At 50.8% G+C, this 24,676-nt stretch carries 22 protein-coding genes; 7 read left to right on the top strand and 15 right to left on the bottom strand.

The genetic code is table 11. From position 1 onward, the window contains the following. Positions 1-37 precede the first annotated feature (37 nt). The 5 genes from rbr (at position 38) to rpmB (ending at position 3,060) form a co-directional block, all read left to right on the top strand. Complete coding sequence (gene rbr / locus DPO_RS14805) at positions 38-613, top strand: rubrerythrin (protein ID WP_006966864.1); 576 nt, start codon at positions 38-40, stop codon at positions 611-613. Positions 614-860: 247 nt separating this feature from the next. Next, a complete protein-coding gene (gene trxA / locus DPO_RS14810) occupies positions 861-1,187 on the top strand; it encodes a thioredoxin (RefSeq protein ID WP_006966865.1) in 327 nt (108 codons plus the stop codon). A gap of 12 nt (positions 1,188-1,199) precedes the next feature. Further along, positions 1,200-2,126, top strand: coding sequence for a thioredoxin-disulfide reductase (gene trxB / locus DPO_RS14815; protein WP_006966866.1), 927 nt, complete (start codon positions 1,200-1,202; stop codon positions 2,124-2,126). After that, a complete protein-coding gene (locus DPO_RS14820; RefSeq protein ID WP_006966867.1) occupies positions 2,123-2,782 on the top strand; it encodes an outer membrane protein assembly factor BamD in 660 nt (219 codons plus the stop codon). Before trxB ends, DPO_RS14820 begins: the two co-directional genes overlap by 4 nt. Positions 2,783-2,865: 83 nt before the next feature. Then, on the top strand, positions 2,866-3,060 hold the full coding sequence (gene rpmB / locus DPO_RS14825) for a 50S ribosomal protein L28 (protein ID WP_006966868.1): 195 nt from the start codon (positions 2,866-2,868) through the stop codon (positions 3,058-3,060). A gap of 3 nt (positions 3,061-3,063) precedes the next feature. On the opposite strand, the gene DPO_RS14830 is transcribed toward rpmB, so the two are convergent. The 9 genes from DPO_RS14830 to cobU all read right to left on the bottom strand — a co-directional run bounded on the left by DPO_RS14830 (position 3,064) and on the right by cobU (position 13,481). Further along, the gene (locus DPO_RS14830; RefSeq protein WP_006966869.1) at positions 3,064-4,383 is read right to left on the bottom strand and encodes a PhoH family protein; all 1,320 of its coding nucleotides are present in this window, start codon (positions 4,381-4,383) and stop codon (positions 3,064-3,066) included. 31 nt (positions 4,384-4,414) lie between these two features. Next, positions 4,415-6,571, bottom strand: coding sequence for a RelA/SpoT family protein (locus DPO_RS14835; protein ID WP_006966871.1), 2,157 nt, complete (start codon positions 6,569-6,571; stop codon positions 4,415-4,417). Positions 6,572-6,607: 36 nt separating this feature from the next. Continuing rightward, positions 6,608-8,119, bottom strand: a complete 1,512-nt coding sequence (proS, locus tag DPO_RS14840; protein ID WP_006966872.1) for a proline--tRNA ligase — start codon at positions 8,117-8,119, stop codon at positions 6,608-6,610. Continuing rightward, the gene (ispG, locus tag DPO_RS14845) at positions 8,103-9,200 is read right to left on the bottom strand and encodes a flavodoxin-dependent (E)-4-hydroxy-3-methylbut-2-enyl-diphosphate synthase (RefSeq protein ID WP_006966874.1); all 1,098 of its coding nucleotides are present in this window, start codon (positions 9,198-9,200) and stop codon (positions 8,103-8,105) included. The genes proS and ispG overlap by 17 nt, the downstream gene beginning before the upstream one ends. A 64-nt stretch (positions 9,201-9,264) precedes the next feature. Then, positions 9,265-10,062 (bottom strand): cobamide remodeling phosphodiesterase CbiR, encoded by a 798-nt coding sequence (gene cbiR, locus DPO_RS14850; protein ID WP_006966876.1) that lies wholly within the window; start codon positions 10,060-10,062, stop codon positions 9,265-9,267. A gap of 2 nt (positions 10,063-10,064) precedes the next feature. Further along, positions 10,065-11,036 (bottom strand): adenosylcobinamide-phosphate synthase CbiB, encoded by a 972-nt coding sequence (gene cbiB, locus DPO_RS14855; protein ID WP_006966878.1) that lies wholly within the window; start codon positions 11,034-11,036, stop codon positions 10,065-10,067. After that, the gene (locus DPO_RS14860; RefSeq protein WP_006966880.1) at positions 11,033-12,112 is read right to left on the bottom strand and encodes a threonine-phosphate decarboxylase; all 1,080 of its coding nucleotides are present in this window, start codon (positions 12,110-12,112) and stop codon (positions 11,033-11,035) included. The genes cbiB and DPO_RS14860 overlap by 4 nt, the downstream gene beginning before the upstream one ends. Positions 12,113-12,127: 15 nt before the next feature. After that, positions 12,128-12,898 (bottom strand): adenosylcobinamide-GDP ribazoletransferase, encoded by a 771-nt coding sequence (locus tag DPO_RS14865; RefSeq protein ID WP_006966881.1) that lies wholly within the window; start codon positions 12,896-12,898, stop codon positions 12,128-12,130. A 10-nt stretch (positions 12,899-12,908) separates the two neighbouring features. Then, positions 12,909-13,481, bottom strand: coding sequence for a bifunctional adenosylcobinamide kinase/adenosylcobinamide-phosphate guanylyltransferase (gene cobU / locus DPO_RS14870; RefSeq protein WP_006966882.1), 573 nt, complete (start codon positions 13,479-13,481; stop codon positions 12,909-12,911). A gap of 160 nt (positions 13,482-13,641) precedes the next feature. On the opposite strand from cobU, the gene DPO_RS14875 reads away from it, so the two are divergent. Continuing rightward, complete coding sequence (locus tag DPO_RS14875; RefSeq protein WP_006966883.1) at positions 13,642-13,959, top strand: hypothetical protein; 318 nt, start codon at positions 13,642-13,644, stop codon at positions 13,957-13,959. Positions 13,960-14,004: 45 nt separating this feature from the next. Continuing rightward, complete coding sequence (locus DPO_RS14880) at positions 14,005-15,525, top strand: sigma-54 interaction domain-containing protein (protein WP_006966885.1); 1,521 nt, start codon at positions 14,005-14,007, stop codon at positions 15,523-15,525. A gap of 22 nt (positions 15,526-15,547) precedes the next feature. Here DPO_RS14880 and DPO_RS14885 read toward each other — a convergent pair whose 3' ends face one another. The 6 genes from DPO_RS14885 to nifJ form a co-directional block, all read right to left on the bottom strand. Beyond that, positions 15,548-16,072, bottom strand: coding sequence for a MaoC family dehydratase (locus DPO_RS14885; RefSeq protein ID WP_006966887.1), 525 nt, complete (start codon positions 16,070-16,072; stop codon positions 15,548-15,550). A gap of 11 nt (positions 16,073-16,083) precedes the next feature. Then, the gene (locus DPO_RS14890) at positions 16,084-17,277 is read right to left on the bottom strand and encodes a M23 family metallopeptidase (protein ID WP_152427679.1); all 1,194 of its coding nucleotides are present in this window, start codon (positions 17,275-17,277) and stop codon (positions 16,084-16,086) included. 184 nt (positions 17,278-17,461) lie between these two features. After that, positions 17,462-19,498 (bottom strand): NAD(P)(+) transhydrogenase (Re/Si-specific) subunit beta, encoded by a 2,037-nt coding sequence (locus tag DPO_RS14895; RefSeq protein WP_006966891.1) that lies wholly within the window; start codon positions 19,496-19,498, stop codon positions 17,462-17,464. Continuing rightward, a complete protein-coding gene (locus DPO_RS14900) occupies positions 19,495-19,791 on the bottom strand; it encodes an NAD(P) transhydrogenase subunit alpha (protein ID WP_006966893.1) in 297 nt (98 codons plus the stop codon). Before DPO_RS14900 ends, DPO_RS14895 begins: the two co-directional genes overlap by 4 nt. 28 nt (positions 19,792-19,819) lie before the next feature. After that, entirely contained in the window at positions 19,820-20,986 is a 1,167-nt protein-coding gene (locus DPO_RS14905) for an NAD(P) transhydrogenase subunit alpha (RefSeq protein WP_201765633.1), read from the bottom strand. 110 nt (positions 20,987-21,096) lie between these two features. After that, entirely contained in the window at positions 21,097-24,618 is a 3,522-nt protein-coding gene (nifJ, locus tag DPO_RS14910) for a pyruvate:ferredoxin (flavodoxin) oxidoreductase (protein ID WP_006966897.1), read from the bottom strand. Positions 24,619-24,676 lie beyond the last annotated feature (58 nt).

Here is a 24,676-nt window from a genome sequence, read left to right on the forward strand (position 1 = left end):
ATCTTAATTTTTTAGAACCATTTTCAAGGAGAAAAAAATGAGCTCATTAAAAGGAACCCAGACTGAAAAGAATCTTTTAACCGCTTTTTCCGGTGAATCTCAAGCCAGAAACCGGTACACCTATTTTGCCAGTGCCGCCAAAAAAGAAGGATATGTTCAAATTTCAGACATTTTCACGGAAACCGCCAACCAGGAAAAAGAGCATGCCAAAAGATTGTTCAAATTCCTGGAAGGGGGGGAAGTTGAAATCGCTGCTGCGTTTCCGGCAGGTGTCATCGGCACCACGCTTGAAAACCTCTATGCTGCGGCTGAAGGCGAGGCGTACGAATGGAATGAAATGTATCCGGAATTTGCCGCCACTGCCAGAAAAGAAGGATTTGATGCAATTGCCGCCGTGTTTGAAGCCATCGCTGTTGCGGAAAAACAGCATGACAAACGGTATAAGGACCTGGCAGCCAATATTGAAGCCGGCAAAGTTTTTAAAAAAGACACACCGGTCACCTGGCGGTGCCGCAACTGCGGGTATCTGCATGAAGGCGCTGAAGCTCCGGACATGTGCCCGGCATGTGCCCATGAAAAAGCCCATTTTGAGGTACTGGGAGAAAACTGGTAATTTCCATTTACCGAACCTGCGGATTTTGATACCTTGATTGATCTTGACAAACCAGGCCCCGGCCCTGTTGCCACAGGGTTTCGGGGCCTGAATTTTTCCCCCCGATGAGAAACCGGACGACAAATGTCACACCCACCCATTCACTATTTGACAAATATCCCTGGGGCACCTATATTTACCCATATTGTGCATGATTGATTCATGCACGGTTTTTTGTTAACCCATTAACAATAATTAGGACACAATTATGACCGATAAAATCATTGAAATTGACGACGATGGATTTGAAGAAAAAGTGTTGAACTCTGAAAAACCAGTCATGGTCGATTTCTGGGCACCCTGGTGCGGCCCCTGCAAAGCCATCGCACCCACAGTTGAGGCATTGGAAAAAACCTATGGGGATCAGATGACGTTCGCCAAAATCAATGTGGATGAAAATCCTCTCAGCCCCAGCAAATATGGGGTTCAGGCGATCCCCACCCTGATTTTTTTCAAAAATGGTGAAATCGCGGATCAGATCACCGGAATGGTTGCCAAGGAAAAACTGGAACAAACCATCAAGAAGGTCCTGTAAGGAGATCATGGCATGAGCGCTTTCGATTATGATCTTGTAATTATCGGTGCCGGTCCGGCCGGACTTACCGCCGGACTTTATGCGGCCAGAGCCAGATTGAATGTGCTGCTCCTAGAAAAAGCCGTTCCCGGAGGACAGATCATTGTCACGGACTGGATTGAAAACTATCCCGGCTTTCCCGAAGGAATCAGCGGGTTTGATCTGGCTGAAAAGATGAAAATTCAGGCCGAAGCATTCGGCCTGAAAATAGATACGGCTGAAGTGCATTCTCTGGCTTTGACACCGGATGTCAAGGAAGTGGTGCTTCAGGACAAACGGATCAAAGCCAAAAGCCTGATTATTGCATCGGGCGCATCTCCTAAAAAACTGGGCATCGGTGAAGACCGGTATATGGGCAAAGGCATTTCTTTTTGCGCCACCTGCGACGCCCCCTTTTTCAAGGAAAAAACCGTGGTGGCGGTCGGGGGTGGAGACACAGCGGTACAGGAAGCGATTTACCTGACAAAATTTGTTAAAAAAGTATATCTGCTCCATCGCCGGGACGAATTGCGGGCCACCAAAATTCTTCAGGAAAGAGCTTTTGCCAACGATAAAATCGAAATTCTCTGGGATACGGTTGCCACCGGTGTAGACGGATTTTTCGGTATTGAAGGCGTGCATGTGAAAAACGTCAAAACCGGCGAGGAAAAAACATTAAAAGCCGATGGGTGTTTTATCTGGGTGGGGACACTTCCCAACACGGACTTTTTAAAAGATGCGGTAGACACTGATGCCTATGGTTTTATCCGAACCGATGCCAAAATGCAGACCAGCGTTTCCGGGGTTTTTGCTGTCGGTGATGTGAGAGACACCCCATTACGGCAGGTGTCCACTGCTGTGGGCGATGGTGCCATAGCAGCTGTTTCCGCTGAACATTATCTTGAGAACATAATCAAATGAGAACTATAATCTGTCTGATATGTCTGGCTTTTCTGGTGTCTGGATGCGCTTTGTTCGACAGTTCCCGGCGAATGGAAAAAACCGCGGATCAACTGGCGGCCGACGGCGCTTCTGCATTCATGAACGAAAAGTACAGAGCAGCGATTACCGAATATACGGATCTGAAAGACTGGTATCCGTTTTCCCGATATGCCATTCTGGCGGAGTTGAAAATTGCCGATGCCCATTTTCAACTCAAAGAATATGATCAGGCCATCGCTGCCTATGATCAATTCGAAAGAATGCACCCCAGAAATGAAGCCGTTCCTTATGTCATCAATCAAATCGGCCTGTGCTGGTTCAATCAGATGGATACGGTGGACAGGGACATTACTCCGGCAAAGAATGCCATGGCTCAGTTCAAACGGCTCATGGAGCAGTTTCCGGACAGTGAATACGCTCAGGAAGCACCGGAACGTATCCAGGCCTGCATCGACAAGATTGCCGGTCATGAACTGTACGTGGCAAAATTCTACATGAAAACCGGACAGTATCACGCAGGATTGAAACGGCTTGAATACATTGTGGAATTCTATCCCGGGACGGAGCAGAGTGAAACCGCATTGAACCTGATTCCGGAATGTGCGGCCCTGGCAGAAGATACAGAAAAAGAGTAATTTTATCTTTACTTTTTTTTTTTGCCGGTGTATAAATTTCAGGTTTTAGTTTTGATTAAATCAATTTTGGGAGTGTAGATAAAATGTCAAAAGAATGTGCTATTTGCGGCAAAAAACCGATGGTTGGCAATAATGTCAGTCATGCCCACAACTTAAATAAACGGCGTTTCAATCCCAACCTGCAGCGGGTTCGTGCACTTATCAAACCCGGGTGTGTCAAAAAAATCGATGTGTGCACCCGTTGCATCAAAGCCGGAAAAGTGACAAAGGCTGCCTGAAATTTATAAAATTTTGGCCGCCAGCTCCGCCAGCTCGGATCGTTCCCCTTTTTCCAGATTGACATGGGCATACAGCGGCTGACCTTTCATCTTTTCGATGATATAGGCCAAGCCGTTGGTCTGACTGTCCAGATAGGGATGATCAATCTGGAAGATATCCCCGGTAAAAACAATTTTAGTACCTTCTCCGGCCCGGGTGATAATGGTTTTCACCTCATGAGGTGTCAGGTTCTGCGCCTCATCCACAATAAAAAATACCCGCACAATGGATCGCCCCCGGATGTAGGAAATGGGGGTGATCACGATTTTTTCCTCCTCAAGAAGTTCCCGGATCTGTTTGGCCTGTGTATTCTGTTCGTTGAAATGGTTCTGGATCACAGTCAGGTTGTCGTACAACGGCTGCATATACGGATCCAGTTTGGAAGCCACATCTCCGGGAAGAAATCCCAAATCCTTGTTACTCAAAGGCACGACCGGTCTGGCAACAAAAATCTGCCGGTACTGTTGTTTTTTTTCCAGCGCTGCTGCCAGGGCCAAAAGGGTTTTACCCGTCCCTGCTTTACCTGACACGGTCACCAGCGGAATATCAGGGTTGAGCATGGCATGAAGCGCAAATGTCTGCTCGGCGTTTCTGGGTTTGATGCCGTAACATACCGTTGGCTGAATCAATCGAACAAACTGACGCGGCCCATCGTAAACGGCCAGTGCCGAGTTGGATCCATTTTTTAAAATAAGATTTTCATTGGTATAAAATGTGGTATCCATTTCCAGAACGGACATGGGCACTTCAAACGGTTTTTTGTACAATGCATCGAAAACCTGTGGGGAAACATGTTCCAAGACCTGAAGACCCGTGTACATGTCTGACAGGTTTTCAACAAATTTCGAATTATAATTTTCTGTTTTCAATCCAATGGATCTGGCCCGAAGGCGTAAGTTCACATCCTTGGTAACAAAAATGACATTCTTAAATTGGTGTTTTTTGGCCACCATATAAGCGATGTTCAAGATCTTGATATCAGATGTGATTTCCGTGAAATTATTTTTTATGACCTCATCCAGGGCCATATCCAGACAAATGGAAATCGAGCCTTTCCCATTGGCAACAGGCACACCCTTTTCAAACATTTTTTCACTGGACAATGCATCCAGCGTTCTCAAAAAGTCTCTGGCATTGCAATTAATGATGTTGTTGCCTTTTTTGAATTTATCCAGCTCTTCTATCACCGTGATGGGGATACAGATATCATTGTCCTTGAACTGGTGAACACACCCGCTGTCATGAAGAATCACATTGGTGTCCAGAATAAAAATTTTTTTCATTCACATCTCCGGATAAACAAGCGATATACAGTTATTCATGTCGAACCACCCGTTTGACTTCCGTTACTTTTTTCACGCGTCTGAGAGCGGACATGATTTTACGCAGCTGGCTTGAACTTTCCACCATAATGGTAAAATAAAACATGGCCACCCCGGTATCGGATGTATCGGTTTTGGCGTTGAGAATATTGGCGTTATTTTTGGTTATCACCAGAGCGATGTCTGCCAGCAGACCGAACCGGTCATCGGTTTTGATCCGGATACTGGCGGGATAGGAATCATGATACTCACCGCTCCATTGCACATCGATCAGCCGCTCTGGACTCATTTTCAAAACATTGATGCAGTTTTTCCGGTGAATGGTAACGCCCTGACCCTGGGTGATATACCCGGTGATGGGATCTCCGGGAAGCGGATTGCAGCATTTGGAAAATTTGACCAGAACATCGTTGAGTCCTTTGACAATAATGCCGGTATCTGATTTTTTTGACCGGTTGCCGGCACTTTTAGGCAGAATCGCCTCTTCTTCTTCTTTGCCTTCTTTTTCCAGATTAGGAAGGGCCTTGTTCAGGACCTGCATGGGCGTCAGTTTACCAAATCCCACATGGGCAATGAGATCATCCACGGATTTGAATCCGAATGTGTCCGCAACCTCTCCGATATGTCCGGATTTGATCAAGGCATTGAAGTTCTGATTTTTCTTCCGGAACAGTTTTTCACACATCTCTCTTCCCAGAGAATAGGAGCGCTCTTTTTCTCGGGCATTGATCAGGCCGCGAATCTTGGTTCTGGCTTTGACTGTTTTGACAAAGGTAAGCCAGTCCGGACTGGGGGTATGCCCTTTGGTGGTGATGATTTCAACGGTATCTCCGGTCTTGAGTTCATGGGCCAAAGGAACAATTTTTCCGTTCACTTTGGCACCGGTACATTCCGCACCCACTTCCGTATGAATCAGATACGCAAAATCCACCGGCGTTGCCCCCCTTGGCAGGGTCTTGATTTCTCCGGCCGGGGTGATCACATAGATTTCATCCGGATACAGATCAATGCGTACATTTTCCAGAAATTCATCCGGATCATTGAAATTTTCCTGATTTTCCACCAGATTCCGAATCCAGGCAAACATCTCCCCGGTGTTCTCATCGATATGAGTCCCTTCTTTGTAACTCCAGTGGGCCGCGATACCGGATTCAGCAATCCGGTCCATCTCCCGGGTCCGGATCTGAATTTCCACCCGCTCCCCTTTGGGGCCGATGACCGTGGTATGGATGGACTGATACATATTGGGTTTGGGATTGCCGATATAATCCTTGATCTTGTAGTAAATGGGCTTCCACATGGAATGGATGGCACCCATGGCGGCATAACACTGGGGCACGGTGTCCAGAATAATGCGAAAGGCGATGATATCATACACCTCATCAAAATCCAGATTCTGGGAAATCATTTTCTGGTAGATACTGTAATGCTGCTTGTACCGGCCCTTGATGTCACAGGGCAGTTCCATCTCTTCCATTTTATAATGAAGGCTGGTGGACACCTCTTTGATATAGTCTTCTTTTTCATCCTTGGCCCGGTTCACCATGGCATCGATATGTTCATACTCGTCGGGCAGGGTGTAGAAAAAAGCGATCTCTTCCAGTTCGTTTTTCACCCAGAATATCCCTAACCGGGCCGCAATGGGCGCATAGATATCCAGCGTTTCCTGGGCAATGGCCGCCTGTTTTTCCGGTTTTTTGTGATATTTCAGGGTCCGCATGTTATGCAGCCGGTCCGCCAGCTTGATAAGCACCACCCGGATGTCATCGGCCATGGCCAGAATCATTTTTCTCAACGATTCCGCCTGCTGGGCCGCTTTATTGGAAAACGGCAGGGCTGATAATTTGGTCACCCCTTCCACAATATGGGCCACCCCCGGACCGAACAGGTCCTGAATATCTTCCTTGGTGGCAGGTGTATCTTCAATCACATCATGCAGCAGGGCTGCAGCAATACTTTCCACATCCAGCCGCATATCCGCCAGAATCTGAGCCACTTCCAGCGGATGAGACAGATAAGGTTCACCAGACAGCCTCACCTGCCCTTCATGGACCCGGGCTGAATATACATAGGCCCGGTCAATGATATCCAGATCCGCATCCGGATTATACTCTGAAATGGTATCCAGTATGTCCGTGATCCGAATCATGGTCCGTCCTTATCCCGGATATCGCTGACTACCTGATCAATAGGCTTTGGCAAACAATACCCGCTGTTCACTTGGCTTGTCACAACAGATGCATTTGCCGGCTTCTTTGGAAGAATCAAACGGGATACACCGGATGGTGACGGACAATTCTTTTTTGATGCGTTCTTCACAATCCCTGGAACCACACCAGTGGGCATAGACAAATGCGCCGTTATGAGCCCCTTTGGCATCCTTGTAAATCTCTTCAAACGCCTGCCAGGTATCGACGTGAAATGTGTTTTCTTTCTGGAATGCCAGGGCCCGGTCAAACAATACCTGCTGAATCTGGTCCAGCGTGTCGGTGATGGTATTGATGAACGTTTCTCTGTCCACACTTTCCTTCTGGCCGGCCTCCCTGTCTCTTCTGGCCACAAACACGGTATCGGCGGCAACGTCCCTGGGTCCCAGTTCCACCCGGACGGGGATCCCTTTTTTCACCCAGTCCCATCCCCGGGCCCCACCGATATCCCGGTCGTCAATCTCCACTTCCACGGCCCTGCCATGATACATTTTTTCATTCAGGGCCGCCTTTAATGCATCAGCACTTTCCAGTACTTGTGAGTTGTCCTGATCTTTTTTCACAATCGGCAGAATCACCACATGGGCCGGGGCGATCCGGGGCGGCACCACCAGGCCGTCATCATCGGAATGAACCATGATCATGCCGCCGATCATCCGGGTGGAAGTCCCCCAGGACGTGGTCCAGGCAAACTGTTCCTGGCCGTCTTCATTCTGAAACCGGATATCTGATCCTTTGGCGAAATTCTGTCCCAGAAAATGGGAGGTTCCGGCCTGAAGGGCTCTCCTGTCCTGCATCATGGCTTCAATACACGTGGTGTCATCCGCACCGGGAAACCGTTCCGATTCAGATTTTCGACCCTTGATCACGGGCATGGCCAGCCGGTCCTGAACAAAGTTTGCATACAAATCCAGCATCTGCAATGTTCTTTTTACGGCTTCCTCTCTGGTGGCGTGGGCCGTATGTCCTTCCTGCCACAGAAACTCGCTGGTGCGCAGAAACATGCGGGTGCGCATCTCCCATCTCACCACATTGGCCCACTGGTTGAGCAGAATGGGCAGATCCCGGTACGAGGAAGTCCACCGGGACATGGATTCACCGATAATGGTTTCAGAGGTGGGCCGGACAATCAACGGCTCCGCCAGTTCACCCGCCGGCACCAGTTTTCCGTCCGGTCCTTTTTCCAGTTTATGATGGGTGACCACGGCACATTCCTTGGCAAACCCTTCCACATGCTCGGCCTCTTTTTCCAGATATGACAACGGGATGAAAAGGGGAAAATAGGCATTTTTAACCCCGGTTTTCTTGAACTCGGCATCCATCTGATTCATGATGTTCTCCCAGATGGCATACCCCCAGGGTTTCATGACCATACACCCTCTGACCGGGGAATTTTCCGCCATGTCCGATGCCTTGATGATTTCCTGATACCACTGGGCATAATCTTCTTCCCGGGTCGGGGTAATGGCTGTTTTATTTTTTGCTCCCATTCACATCCTCCGAATTTTTCGTCATTTTATCGATTTCATACAATAACTGGTCCACGAGCCGATCCTGGGCCACTTTTTTAAATACTTTTCCCTTTTTGAACAAAATGCCGGTACCATCGGCTCCGGCGATACCGATATCCGCCTCTTTTGCTTCCCCCGGCCCGTTCACAACACATCCCATAATAGCAACTTTAATCTGAGTATCCCGTTCAAGTAAAGCTTTTTCTACATCTTCGGCAATTTTAAACAGATTGATCCGGCACCGGCCGCAGGTGGGACACGATATGATCTCCGGGCCCCGTTGACGTAACCCCAGTGCCCGCAGAATTTCATACCCGGTACGGATCTCCTCCACCGGATCCCGGGTCAAAGACACCCGGATGGTGTCTCCTAACCCCTTAGACAGCAGCAAACCGATACCGATGGCGGATTTGGTGATCCCGGCATACAATCCGCCGGCCTCGGTCACCCCCACATGAAACGGGACATCGGTTTCAGCGGCCAGCAGCTGGTAGGCTTCCACGGTCCGGGCCACATCCGAGGCTTTCAAAGACACCTTGATATCATCAAATCCCAGATCCTCCAGTATCCGGATATTGGCCAGCCCGCTTTCCTTCATGGCGGCGGCAGTGGTTCCCAGCCGCTGCGCGATCTCTTTTTCCAGGGACCCGGCATTCACGCCGATGCGGATGGGGATGCCGTGGGATCTGGCACAGTCCGCCACCTGTTTGACTTTATGCCGTGCCCCGATATTGCCCGGATTGATGCGCAGCCCGTTTGCACCGGACTCGGCCGCTGCCAGAGCCAGCCTGAAATCAAAATGAATATCCGCGATCACCGGGATGGTGATCCGGTCCTTGATCTCCCGGATGGCCAGCGCATCAACCATTTCCGGCACCGCCACCCGGACGATTTCACACCCGGCTGAAGTCAGGGCATGGATCTGCTGAATGGTGGCTGCCGTATCCCGGGTCTGTGTATTGGTCATGGACTGGACTGAAATCGGGGCATCAGATCCCACCATCACCGGCCCCACCCGGATCTGGCGGGTTTTTCTTCGTGGCATCACCAGAGAACCCATATTCATTCCTTTATCGTTTCAGACATATTGTATGCCTGAACATATCATATTTGTCACAGTTGCTTCAACCCGGCACCGGGGCCGGGATCTGTTCAAACACGTCTGACAGAACCGCCAGAGACCGGTTCAGATCCCTTCGATTGAATACTTCCAGGCTGACGGTGCCCTCATATGTTTTCAACACATCCATGACCTGGCACAGCTGATCCAAAGGCAGTCGATCCAGCCCGACATGGTCACGGATTTTCTGTCCGGATGCCATCACCCCGTGCAGGTGCATCACGGCAATGCGGTTTTTGAACATATCCACACTGTGTTGCAGGTCATACCCGTACCGGAAATGATGCCCCACATCCAGACACACCTGCAGATCATGGGCCGCCAGCAACGGCAGCAGATAATCCGGCGGATAATCCAGCGTTTCCACGGAAACCATCCCGGGATCCGGCAGATACCGCATCAGCCGGGCCAGGCCGTCCCAGGCCGCCTGCTGCCAGGCAGTCACATCTTCGGGTGTTTCATGACCCGCCATTTCCAGATGCAAGGTGTGTGTACAAGGTTTCAGGGGCCGGCACAGATCGATTACCCGGGCAAGGGTCTCGGCAGCATGCTGCCGTGCCTGGGCCGACGCATGGGTCAGACTCACATCCGTGGGCAAATGGATATTGTATGTGACATCCATTTGCCCGGACAATTGTGCCAGTTCCGCAATTTCCGTGTCTGTGGGCAGCACGGTATCCGGCATGCTTTCAAATATCAGCAGTTCGATCTCATCGAAAAACCGGCCGACCTTCCGGACATTGGGAAGAATATGATCCGGAAAAATAAAAGAGGTGGTACCCAGCCGAAACCGTTTTTTCATCCCTAAAAACCCTTGAAGACAGTGAAATTCAAGGCGATCAGAACCAGGGCCCCTACCAGTCCGGTGATGGATGCTGTCTGCATCAGCCGGCAGGCGGTATGAACCGCTGAAATATCCGGGTCATTAAACACGCTGCCGATATATGGTTTGTCCACCCGCGTGCCATGGTAGATGCTCGGTCCTCCCAGACGAATTTTCAGGGCACCGGCAAATGCAGCCTCCGGAAATCCCGCATTGGGACTTTTATGCTGCCGGCCTTCGGACCATCCGGTACGCCATGCCCTTCTTCCGGAGATGTTGGGCAGACATGCCGCCGCAACCGCGATCACAAAAACCGACAACCGTGCCGGAATAAAATTGGCCGCATCATCCAGGCGGGCTGATGCCCGGCCGAACAACACATAGGTCTCATTTCGATACCCTACCATGGAATCCAGGGTATTGATCATTTTATAAGCCACTGCGCCGGGCACTCCCAGTACCAGTGCCCAGAAGAGCGGGGCCAGAAATCCATCCACAAAATTTTCCGCCACCGTCTCCACCGCAGCCCGGGTAACCCCTGATTCATCCAGGGTCCGGGTGTCTCTGCCCACAATCAGGCTCAATTTTTTCCGGGCGGTTTTCAGATCTTTGATGGACAAAGATGCCACCACAGCCATGGCGGCATCTTTGAGCCCTTTAATGGAAAAACAGTAAAACAGCAGGAGCGTCTGAACACCCGCACCCAGCAGCGGATGAATCCTCATGGCCCAACCGGTCAAAACCCAGGCCATGCCATAGGCAGTCCCCACCAGAAAACACGTGAAAAAAATTCCGGCTGTCAAAGGGTTTTTAAACATCTGCCGGAAACGGGGCTCGAAAAAGTGAATCGCTTTACCCATGCCCACCACCAGATGGGGAAGCTGCCGGGGGTCCCCCAGAAAAAAATCCAGGATAAATGCAGTGATCAGAATATACCCGCCTGGTTCGATCATTGAGTCAGGGCCTTTGCCAGGCTGTCAGCCAGTTTCATATTGGTTGCCCGGTCTTTCAGGGAGAATCGCACAAAGCGTTGATTCAGCCCGTGAAAATTTCCGCAGTCCCGGATTAAAATCCGGTCCTGTCCCACCCGTTCACACACCGGTAACGCCGTGTGATTCTCCAGCCGGGCCAGAATAAATCCGGTATGGCCGGGCACCGGCACCAGGCCGGAGAAATTTTCCTGTTTTTGCAAAAACCATTGTTTTTCCCGGGCGATAAAGGCCCGGGTGGTTTCATAAAACGGGGCAATCTGTTCAGGATGGTCAAAAATATCCTGGATCACCACCTGGGCCAGGGCATTGACATGCCAGGGCTGGCTAAAGTCTCTCACTTTTTCAATCCAGTCAGGGGCCCCGCTGAGAAACCCGGTACGCAGCCCGGGAATGGCAAATATCTTAGACATGGAGGAAAGCACCAGCAGATTGGGAAACGGCCCGGCCTGGATCAGGGACACATCTTCACTATGATCCACAAACGGCAGATAGGATTCATCCACCACAAAACACACCCGGGGATGTCGCTGCAGCAACGTGGTGACAAATGCCGGGTCCAGCAGCACGCCGGTGGGATTGTTGGGGTTGCAGATAAACACCAGATCCGCATGGGCCGCCATCTTTGATACCGCTTCCAGATCCGGCACAAATCCATTTTCAAAGTCAGCGATCCAGAACTTGGGTTCAATGTGGTGCATCCGGCAGGCATCCGCGTAATCTGAATAGGTCGGTCCCAGAATCAGCACATTTTGAGCCTGCAATGCCAGGGGCAGGGTGTATATGAACCAGGTGGTCCCATTGCCCGCAATCACGGTTTCCGGATCAATATCATGGTATCGGGAAAACCCCTGAACCATGGACCAGGCGTCGGGTTCCGGCAGGTGCCCGATGGCGGAAATATTGTTTTGTATGACGGTTTTAATTCGTTCCGGGGGACCCAAAGGGTTGAGGTTGGCACTCATGTCGATGATTTCATCCACATGACACCCCAGCTGCTTTGCCAGTGCTGTTTTGTTGCCGCCGTGACCGATAATCATGATACCATCCTTATTTCACACAAAAGCGGCTCCGCAGGCGAGAAACAATATCGCTTCCATAAATTCGGTCATGGCCCCGAGCATATCCCCTGTGATGCCGTTCATTTTTTTTTTGTAAAACCATAAAATACCCGGACAGGTAATGACAAACACCAAATTTAAAACCAGGCCCGTATATCCTAAAAACACAGACAAACACAAGGGAATAAGACAATAAATGAAATTTTTCGCGCCCAGGGGTGCAGCAAACAGGTCCAGGCCGGTACCGGCATTTTTTCGGCCATAGGGAAGAAACCGGATGCCGAAGATCATGCCGGCCCGGGCATAAGCCGGCACCAGCAGCAGGACCAGCAACATATCACCCGGCCCTGCATTGAGTTTTAATGCATAAATACCTGCCAGTTTCACGGCCAGTACCCCGACAACCGTGACCAGGCCCATCATTCCGATGCGGCTGTCTTTCATGATTTCCAGGACCCGTTCTTTGGGCCGGTGGCTGAAAATACCGTCCGCCGTGTCGCCCAACCCGTCCATATGAAAAGCGCCGGTAAGAATCAGAAGACAGAGCAGATCCATCAATGCCGCAACCGGCATCGGCCACAGCCGGGAGGCAATCACATCCGTCAGCACCACCAGACTGCCTAAAATCAACCCGATTATCGGAAAAAACCGGATCATGCCCATGGGAGAATATGCGGCATCCCGGCCGGCCGGCAGAATTGTCAGAAACAGCAGCCCGGCCCGCAGATCGGTAAAAAACTGGGTTAATCTGAAAGAAGATGTCATGAAGGGCCGCTCATGGTGAGATCCGTTTTCCACCCGGTTTGATCTGAAGGGCCTGGCCGGCCACAGCGAGCACCACCCGGTCCGCCGTGTCTGCCATGAACTGATTCATGTGACCGGCCAGATCACGGAATTTCCGGGCCAGAGAATTTTCCGGCACAATCCCGGACCCCACCTCATTGCTGACCAGAAAGACCGGACATGGGGTACTGCAACAGGCTTGCGCTGTTTTTTCAAACCGGTTTTCAATCTCTTTATCATCCATATGAGCAGCCATCATATTTGAAAGCCACAGGGTCAGGCAATCCACTAAAATCACATCTGCCGTATCTGCATGGGCTGAAATACTCTCATGGATGTTTACCGGCTCTTCCACCGTTATCCAGTCTTTTCCCCGCTCCGCCTGATGGGCCTGCACCCGGTTTGTCATTTCCAGGTCCTTAGGAACGGAGGTGGCCAGAAAAATTTTTCGCCGTCCGGGAACGGCATTGGCGGCGTTCAATGCAAACCGGCTTTTACCGCTTCTGCAACCGCCGACAACCAGCGTGATAAAAGGTCTGTCTCCCAAAATATCTGTTTCTTTCATTTTGCGCCAATGGGTTGAAAACAATACAAGATACCGTATCCATGGTTGAAGATGCAACCCCAAAATCCAAGAAATTTTTCGGTTTACAATTAAAAGGGTTTCATGTAAACAGGAACAGTTTATTTATTCCATGATGGTGTTAGGTTTAAAGGAGGCAGGTATGATCAGCAGAAGTACGGTCAGTATACTGAACCTGAAACCCGTGACCCGCAGCATGTGTTACGATTTTTACAAAAAAATAAACTTGGAACTCCACAGTCCTGAAGCCATCAGAGAATCTGTTTCCTGGTGGCAGGACAACAAGGATAAACTCAATGAACTGTGGTGGGTTCTCAATTATTATTCGGAATCCCTTGATCCGGAAAGGGAACTCAGGGCTCATGTGGAACATCATCTGGACACTCTGGCCCTTGAAAAAACCGCTGCACAGGAACCGCCTTATGCCCCGGACTCAACCACGGAACTGGAACTGTCCTGACCCCGGCCCGGCCATCCGGTTCAGCCTCTGCCGGGAAATTTTCATATGAAATCCATTGAAGAAATCTCTTTGCTGTATGAAATCAGCGAAGCTTTGAACCAGCACATGGACATGAAAAAATCATTGTTCAAGGTGTTGACGGTTCTGGCTGAATCCATGAACCTGGTCCGGGGAATTATTTTTCTCACCAACCGGGAAAACGGAGAAATCCGCATAGAAATCGCCCATGGGATTTCTCAGGAAACCACGCAGAAAATCAAATACCTTCCCGGAGAAGGCATCATCGGCAAAGTGGTTGAGACCGGTAAACCCGCTGTGGTTCCCCGCATCAGCAAAGAGCCGTTGTTTTTAGACAAAACCCATTCCCGGAACATGACGCAGGCCCAGGAGTATTCCTTTATCTGTGTGCCCATAAAAAAAGAAAATCAGGTGGTGGGCGCCATCAGTGCAGACCGGCCGTTTGAGGGAAAACAATCGTTGCACCAGGGCGAAAAAATTTTGTCCGTGGTGGCGGCCATGCTGGCCCACCATGTCATCAATATTGAACGAGTCAGGCAGGAAAAAGAAGTCCTTAAAACGGAAAACCTGCGCCTCAAATCCGAACTGGAAAACCGGTACAGTTTTTCCAATATCATCGGCAATTCCAATAAAATGCGGGAAGTGCTCCAGATGATCGCCCAGGTCGCTTTTTCTTCGGCCACGGTGTTGATCCGCGGGGAAAGCGGCACGGGAAAAGAACTGGTGGCCAACGCCATCCACTACAATTCAGAACGGCATCACAAACCGTTCATCAAGATCAACTGTGCCGCCATTCCGGAGAATCTGATTGAAAGTGAACTGTTCGGCCATGAAAAAGGGGCGTTTACCGGGGCTTCTCACCTGAAAAAAGGCAAATTTGAACTGGCGGATCAGGGCACGATTTTTCTGGATGAAATCGGCACCATGGCACCGGGTGCTCAGGTCAAGCTGTTGCGGGTCCTCCAGGAAAAGGAATTTGAACGTGTGGGCGGATACAAACCCATCCAGACGGATGTCCGCATTGTGGCCGCCACCAACGCCAATCTTGAAGAAATGGTCCAGCAGGGGCGGTTCAGAGATGATCTGTATTTTCGGCTCAATGTGTTTCCCATATACATTCCCAGCCTGCGCATGCGAAAAACCGATATCATTCTTCTGGCCGACCATTTTCTGGAAAAATACCGGAAAACCCATGGCAAGGATATCAAACGGATCACCACCCCGGCCATTGATATGATGATGGAATACCACTGGCCCGGCAATGTCCGGGAACTGGAGAACTGCATCGAGCGCGCCGTGATCCTTTGCAACGACGGCGCGATCCATTCTTATCACCTCCCGGCCACCCTCCAGACCGGCACCGAATCCAAGACCCTGCCTTTGTCACTGGAAGCGGCCGTGGAAAGCCTGGAAAAAGAAATTCTCATGGATGCGTTGAAAAATACCAAAGGAAACATCAAGCAGGCGGCCCGGCAGATTCAGATCACCGTACGGAAATTCTCCTATAAAGCTGCCAAATATGGTATCAATTACAAAGAATTCCGATAATTCATCCCCGCACAGGCCTTCATCATTCCCATGAAACCGCCGCATCCTGATTGATGCGGTATTCAGACTGGTTGGCCAGTTTATTGGAAGGATCGCCTTCTTGAACCATTTGGTTCAGCAACTTTTTTTCGTCTTCAAGGGGCAGTCGGCCGGTCATGGCGGCCAGGGCTACCTGACGCCCGTCCTGGTTGGTGAACTCGGCTTTGGCTTCAGCCCGGCCGGTTTTCTCCAAACGGGTCAATGTGATCTTGCATTGAATGGTATCGTCAAAATATACAGGATGCAGAAATCTGAAATTCATTCCCGTGGCCAGCCATCCCACCTGGCCGCCGAATTCGCAGATCATGCCTCCCACTAAAAGCCCGTGACAGATCCGGCCTTTGAACCCTTTGGAACGGGTCCATCTCGAATCATAATGCACGGGATTATAGTCCCGGGTCAGATCTCCGAACGCGTGGGTTTCCTCTTGTGAAAACCGCCGGGAAAAGCAGAAGGTATCCCCCGGCTGCAATTGTCTGATCGTGCGCTCCCGAAGTGGATTTCCCATATATTCTCCGGCTAGGGCGAAGACAGGGCCACGGACTGGCCGTCCGTCAATTTTTCCACATATTCGGCCACCCTGTTTTCAAACCGGTCCATCTCTTCCTCGGGTATCGGCTCCACCTGGATCTTCGGCGTATCCAGAGGATTGATGTGCCGGCCGTTTTTGGTCATTCTGAAATCCAGATGGTATCCCGTGGCCAGGCCTGTTTTTCCCACATACCCGATCACATCTCCCTGGGAAACGGAACCGCCTTTTTTCATCCCTTTGGCAAAACTGTTCATATGTAAATAGCTGGTTTCATATCCGTTGATATGCTGGATGGTGATATATCTGCCCATGGTTTTATTGTAGGCTATTTCCCTGATCACACCGTCTGCCACGGTTTTGATGGGGGTATTTTTCGGGGCTGAATAATCAATTCCCGGATGCGGCCGCTTCACTTTCAGGATAGGATGAAGCCGGCTGTTGGAAAAATAGGAACTGATCCTGGAATAATTCACCGGCGATTTTAAAAATGATTTTTGAAGGGATTTTCCCTTTTCATCGTAATATCCGGCACGTCCTTTCGTGTCTGTGTAGCGAAATGCCCTGTAAGGACTACCGTTATTTACAAATACCGCTGCCAGAACCTGTCCGTACCCTTTGTATTCTCCATGTCTGAATTGTTTTTCCACCAGTAACTGAAACCGGTCTCCCGTCTGAATATCTTTTGCAAAATCAATGTCCCAGGCAAAAATATCAGAGAGTTCCCAGGCCAGAGACGGACAATATCCCGCTTTTTTCAACGCCGTACTGATATTAGATTCGACATCCAGGCGGATGGTCTCTTCTTTGATCTCATACTGGATCGGTGTTTTAATGACGTCAAATTGATTCCCGGTCTTTTGAATCACCAATCTGGACCGGGCATCGATCTCATACTCAAACTCTGAAAAATCACCCTGAAAAAGCGTCACACTAAAGGGTCGGCCCGCTTTGAACCGGGTAAAAGGAAATATGGGCCGGCTCTGTTTTTCAAGCTGAAAAATGGTTTTCAAAGGCAGATACGGCTTGAGAACAGTGGATGCGGTATCCCCGGTTTTGAAAACACCCGCTATTGTTTTTTTATCAACCGGATGTATCTGATTTATTTCATTGGGATCAATGAGATAACCCTGTAATTTCGGTGTCAGGGAAAACGCGCTGGTACAAAAAAAAATCATTATCATCCCGCATATCCCAAGCACCTGCGCCACAGTCTCCCATCGCCGCTTTTCAAAATCTGTATTTTTCAATATCAAATATCCTATAAGTTAGGTTTATTTTACAATTTATCCATTTTTTCCTCTTAAATTCTGAATTTTTGGAGAACCATAACCAAAGAGCCGGAAATAGTAAAGCGGTTTATTTTGATCAGCGCTTTTTTTGGATGGCTGCTGTCAACTCTCTGGCTGTATCTGCGGCATCTCCCATCAACAGAATGGTTTTGGGATCATCATACAGGGTATTGCCCACACCCGAGTAACCGGGCTGGGTGTCATAGTTGCAGACCACAATGGTTTTCGCCTCATGGGCGTTGAGAATGGGCATGCCTGAGATGGGCGTGCCTTCCACATGGATGGCCGAAGGATTCACCACGTCACACGCCCCGAATACCAGGGCCACATCGGTTTGTGAAAATTCAGGATTGATCTCATCCATGTCTATGAGTTTGTCATAATCCACTTCCGCCTCGGCCAGCAGCACATTCATATGCCCGGGCATGCGTCCGGCCACGGGATGGATGGCAAATGACACTTGTTTTCCCGCAGATTCCAGCAGATCCGCCAGTTCTTTCACCTGGAACTGGGCCTGGGCCTGGGCCATGCCGTATCCGGGGATGATGATGATTTTTTCACCGGACATCAGCCGGTTCACCGCTTTTTCCATCGGGGGGGCTGCCGACGCTTCTTTTCCTGCTGTTTCATCCTGAGCCGTTAATTTTTCCTGAACCGCTGCCGGTGTTTCAGTCAACGCCTCCAGCAGCTGCCCAAGGGTCTGTTTGGCATTGCCCAAAAGCATCAGGGTGTTACTGTTTTGATACAACGCGTTTTCCACTCCGGAATATCCGGGCTTGTCGTCCAGGTTGCAGCATATCACCTGTTTTGCCTCATGGGCGTTTAAAATCGGCATACCGGATATGGGAGACCCGTCGGTTTCCATGGCTGCCGGATTCACCACGTCGCAGGCCCCGATCACCAGACACAGATCCGTTCCTGCAAATGTCGGGTTCACCTCATCCATTTCCTTGAGCATGTCATAATCCACGCCCGCCTCGGCCAGCAGCACATTCATGTGTCCGGGCATGCGCCCGGCCACCGGATGGATGGCAAAAATCACCTGTTTGCCCATATCCATCAGAAGGCGGGTCAATTCAATTACCTCAAACTGAGCCTGGGCCACGGCCATGCCGTATCCCGGCACAATAACAACGGTATCTGCGGTTTGAACCTGATGAACTGCGGTTTTCAAAGGATCCGCGTCAGGTGTTTCTTTTTCCGGTTCAGACATCTCTTCATGGATAGTTTGTTCCGGTTCAGTCATCTGACCACCGGTTGAAAACAAATTGTTTTCAGGTAGTTCATCCATGGTGGACACCGGTTTTTCAGGTGCTTTTTCCGGTATAAACACATGATAAAGGCTTCGGTTCATGGCCCGGCACATCATATGGGTGAGAATGGATCCGGAAGCCGCCACAGTGGCACCGCAGGCAATCAGCAGCTGGTTTTCGATGATCATGCCGCACAAGGCGGCAGCCAGACCGGTGGTGGCGTTTAAAAAAGAGATGAGCACCGGCATATCCGCCCCGCCCACCCGCATGGAAAACAAAATGCCGAACCCAATGGACAGGGCAAATATGATCAGATAAAAAACAACCGCCGCGGTCCCGGGCAGAAAAAAAGCGATGAGCATCAACAGGATCACGATCCCCAGATTCGCCTGAACCAGCCGGGTATGATTTGTCAAAATAGTGGGGGTCTGTTTCAGCACACCCGCCAGTTTGCCGGCCGCCACCATACTGCCTGAAAAGGTCAATGATCCCACGGCCAGGTTCACAAGACCCGACATTTCATTGATGGCTCCCATCTGGCCCGCCCCTCTCATTAATTCCACAAAAGAAAGAAAAAAAGCGGCAATCCCGCCGGCACCGTTCTGAAACGCCACCATGGCGGGTATCTGGATCATGGTGATTTTCCGGGCCACCCAGATGCCGATCACCCCTCCGACCAGAAGACAGATCACCACCACAAAAGGATGCATGATCCCGTATCTGTAAATCACCAGCCCCATGGCACACGCCAGGGCCGCGGCGGCGGTCAGGTTGCCGTATTTTGCCTCAGCCGGCCGGTGGAACAGCCAGATCCCGACAATCAGTACACCGATCAGACAAAAATCCAGCACCAGAGTCATGGGTTATTTCCTTCCTGCTTTTTTTTGAACATGCGAAGCATCCGGTCCGTGATGGTGAATCCGCCCACCAGGTTGAACGTGACCATGATCAAAGCCACGGAACCAATCATTTGTTCAAACCTTGTGGAAGGCACGGAAAACAGAATCAACACCCCCAGAATGGTAACCGCGGAGATGGCATTGGTCATGGACATCAGCGGGGTGTGCAACAGCGTGGGCACCCGTGAAATCAGGAAATATCCCACCACAAATGAAAAAACAAATACCCCGACCATCAATACAAGATTGCTCATGAAGAACTCCCGATGAAAAATATAAAAATCAGTCCGACAGACCCATGGCTTTTCTGGCACCCTGATGATGCAGTTCGCCTTTATGGGTCACCAAGGCATCTTTGACAATCTCATCGGTCATGTCGAATTCGGTCGTCTTGTTTTTAAACAGGTTTTCCACAAAATAGTACAGGTTGTTGGCATACAGCCATGAGGCATGTACCGGCAGAGATCCGGGAATGTTTTTGATGCCGCAGATATAGACGCCGTTGTACATCCGCTCGTTCCCCGGATCGGTCATTTCACAGTTGCCGCCCTGGTCGATGGACACATCCACGATCACGGACCCGGGTTTCATGGTTTCCACCATTTCCCGGGTGATGAGCGTCTGGGCCACCTCTCCGGGCACCAGTGCGCTCAACACAATGATATCCGCATCCGCCACCAGGGGTGCCAGTGCCTGATGCTCTTTTTCCAGCCATTCTTCGGGCAGGGCTTTGGCATACCCGCCCCTGCCGATGACCAGTTCCGGGGGCGCGTCAAATCCCACCACCTTGACCCCTAAACTTTCCGCTTCTTTTCGGGCGTCCGGCCGGATGTCCACCGCCTTGACCACGCCGCCTAAGCGTTTGCCCGTGGCAATGGCCTGGAGCCCCACCACACCGGTGCCCACCACCAGAATATTGGCCGGCTTAATCATGCCGATGGAAGTCCCGATCATGGGAATGAATTTCGGAAAATGCCCGGCCGCAATGATAATGGCTTTGTAGCCTGTGATGGCACTCATGGAGGTCAACGGATCCATGCGCTGGGCCCGGGATATCCTGGGAATACCGTCCATGGTGAATGCGGTGATCTGCTTTTCCTGCAGTTTTTTCACCCCATCGTGGTTGGACGGGGTGGCTGGATGCAGAAATGTGATCAAAATGGTGCTTTTCTTCATCATATCGATCTCATGGGTATTGAACGGCTCGTTGAACAGCGGTTCTTTCACCTTGAGTATGATATCGGATTTGTCATACACGTCCTTTGCATCCGCACCCATGACGGCACCCGCACTCTGGTACTGGTCATCGGTCACAAACACCCCGGCACCGGCACCGGGTTCCACCATCACTTCAAACCCGAGTTTGACGAACTTTTCCACGGTTTCCGGGAGTGCCGCCACCCGGTTTTCCTGGACCATGATCTCTTTGGGAATTCCGATTAACATCATTTGGCTCCTTTTCAATTATTATAACCTGCATGTCATAAAAACAGATAAAGGACCCGGCATATATCGCACACCGGCTGGAACCGAATCCGGTTCCAGCCGGTTATGTCAGGTTATTTATCCTCTGATTTTCCTATATCGGCCATCATTTTAAGCATATGATACCGGTCCATAACCTCCTGCTCGATTTTTTTGCGCAGCCGATGGGATTCATCCGGAAAACTTTTTTCCAGGGCTGCAAACCGGACTTCCCCGCCCAAAAATTCCTGAAGGCTGCCGTCCGGTTCTTTGGAATCCAGAATAAAAGGATTCTTGCCTTGTTTGATCAGCTCCGGATTGTACCGGTACAACGGCCAGTATCCGGATTCCACAGCCAGTTTGCCCTCTTCCTGGGATTTTCCCATGCCTTTGCGGATTCCCTGGTTGATACACGGGGCATAACTGATGATCAACGAGGGGCCGGGATAGTTTTCCGCTTCCACCAGGGCCTTCATGGTCTGGTTCTTGTTGGCGCCCATGGAGATGGATGCCACATAGATATACCCGTAGCTCATCATCATCCGGCCCAGATCTTTTTTGCCGATTTTTTTACCGGAAGCCGCGTATTTGGCAATGGCACCGGTGGGGGTTGCCTTGGAAGACTGGCCGCCTGTGTTGGAATACACTTCCGTGTCCAACACCAGAATATTGATGTCTTCTCCGGATGCCAGCACATGGTCCAGACCGCCGAACCCGATATCATAGGCCCAGCCGTCCCCGCCGAACACCCAGTGGGATTTTTTGGTGAACACATCTTTTTCGTCATAGATCTCTTTCAAAAGACCGTCGTCTACATCCTTGAGCAAGGTTTTCAGGGCGAATCCGTATTTGCTGGATTCCTGAACATCGTCTTTGCCTGCCACCCAGCCTTTCAACGCCTCTGTCACCTCCGGGGCCAAATCGGTTTCCAGGGCCTGTTTCATTTTGGCAGCCAGGGTCTTGCGCCGGCTCTGGGTGGCCAGCATCATGCCGTACCCGTATTCCGCCGCATCCTCGAACAATGAGCTGGCCCAGGCCGGTCCCTGCCCGTCTGCATTGGTGCAGTATGGCGTGGACGGGGCCGATCCCCCCCAGATGGAGGAACACCCCGTGGCATTGGCAATGGTCATTCTTTCACCGAACAGCTGGGTGATCACCTTGACATACGGGGTTTCCCCGCATCCGGCACACGCACCCGAGAACTCCAGCAGCGGTTGATACAGCTGGCTGCCTTTGACGGTTTCTCTTTTGAGAATATCGGTCTTAAATGAAATGCCCGTGGAAAACTGGTGGTTGATCTTTTGTTCTTCCACCTGGGTGGACAAGTGCTTCATCACCAGGGCTTTGGTTTTGGCCGGACAGATATCAGCGCAGTTGCCGCATCCCTGGCAGTCCAGGGGATTGACCTGAATTCTGAACTGAAACTCTTCCATGCCCTTGCCTTTGCCGTCAACGGTGACAAAGGATTTCGGGGCACCTTCAAGTTCTTCGGGCTTTGCCACGATAGGAATGATGGCGGCATGGGGGCACACAAACGCGCACTGGTTGCACTGAATACAGTTTTCCGGTATCCATTCCGGCACATTGATGGCGACCCCGCGTTTTTCATATTTGGAGGTACCCTGCTCAAATACGCCGTCAACGGAAAATGCAGACACCGGCAGGTCATCTCCGCCCTGGGCATTGATTTTGCGCATCACGTTTTCCACAAACAAGGTGGCCGGCTCAGCTGACGTGTCTTCTCTGACCGCGTCTTTCCAGGACTCGGGCACATCCACTTTAATCAGGTTGTCCAGGGTCTGGTCCACCGCCTCAATATTCATGTTCACCACAGCATCCCCTTTTTTACCGAACATCACTTTGATATCGTCTTTAAGGAGCTGGATGGCCTGATCCACGGGCAGCACATTGGACAGCTTGAAAAAACAGGTCTGCATGATCATGTTGATGCGGTTGCCCAAACCGATCTTTTCAGCAATGGCCACGGCATCAATGTTGTAGAAATTGAGTTTTTTATCGTAAATGGTCTTTCGCACATCCCCGGGAATCTGTTTTTCCATGTCCTTGACAGACCACTGGGAGTTGAGCAGAAACGTACCGCCTTCCTTGATGCCCTTGAGCACATCATAGATCTGCACATAATTGGATTTATGACAGGCCACGAAATCCGGATTTTCGATCAGATAGGTGGATTTGATCTTCACATCCCCGAACCGCAGATGAGACACGGTCAGACCCCCGGATTTCTTGGAGTCATAGGCAAAATATCCCTGGGCATACTTGTCCGTGTTATCTCCGATGATCTTGATGGCGGACTGGTTGGCTCCCACGGTCCCGTCAGATCCCAGACCCCAGAACTTGGCGGAAATGGTGCCTTGGGGTGCCGGGTCAAACCCTTTGGTCACTTCCAGGGATGTCTGAGTCACATCATCGTCAATGCCCACGGTGAAATGGTTTTTCGGAGCCATGGCATTCATGTTGTCATACACCGCCTTGATCATGGAGGGATTGAACTCCTTGGAGGACAGCCCGTACCGGCCCCCGATGATTTTCGGGCCTTCGCCGTATTCCATGAACGCGGTGCACACATCCGTATACAGGGGTTCGCCGATGGCACCGGGTTCCTTGGTTCTGTCCAGCACGGTCACGGCCTCCACTGTGGATGGAATGGCCTGTAAAAATGCCTGGGTGTCAAAGGGCCGGTACAGCCGGACCTTGACCAGACCCAGTCGGTGTCCCTGGGCATTGAGGCAGTCAATGGATTCTTCGATGGCTTCACATGCCGATCCCATGGCCACGATGATATGATCCGCCTGAGGATCCCCCACATAATCAAAAGCATTATACCGGCGACCGGTCAGGTCCCCCACCTTTTTCATACAGGCTTTGACGATGGCCGGGACTTTGAGATAATATCTGTTGACCGCTTCCCGGCCCTGAAAATAGATATCCGGATTCTGGGCCGTTCCCCTTGTGTCCGGATGTTCCGGATTCACAGCGCGGGCCTTAAATGCCTTGTATGCCTCGAAATTGAACAGCGATGCCATGTCCTCGTATTCGATCATTTCAATTTTCTGGATCTCATGGGAGGTGCGGAACCCGTCATAAAAATGCATAAACGGCACCCGGGCTTCCACCGTGGCCAGATGCGCCACCAGGGCCAGATCCTGGGCTTCCTGGACCGAACAGGATGCCAGCATGGCAAATCCGGTCTGCCGGGCCGCCATCACATCCTGATGATCCCCGAAAATGGACAGGGCATGGGCGGAAATGGACCGGGCCGTCACATGAAATACCGACGGCAGCAGTTCGCCCGATATTTTATACATATTGGGAATTTTGAGCAGCAGTCCCTGGGAGGCCGTGAATGTCGTGGTCAAGGCACCGGCGGCCAGAGACCCATGGACGGCACCGGCGGCACCGGCTTCAGACTGCATCTGTTTGATATCCAGCACCTGGCCGAAAATGTTTTTCCGACCTTTGGATGCCCAGCCGTCGGCAATTTCCCCCAGCGGGCTGGAAGGCGTAATGGGATATATGGCTGCCACTTCACTCATGGCATAAGCCACATGGGTTGCAGCAGTGTTTCCGTCTATGGTCTGCATTCTTTTTTTCATTTCTTTCACCTCTTGTGGTTTTTTTGCGAACGTAAAAATCCCGATATAACCTGTTCGT

The organism is Desulfotignum phosphitoxidans DSM 13687 (genome assembly GCF_000350545.1).
Lineage (GTDB): Bacteria > Desulfobacterota > Desulfobacteria > Desulfobacterales > Desulfobacteraceae > Desulfotignum > Desulfotignum phosphitoxidans.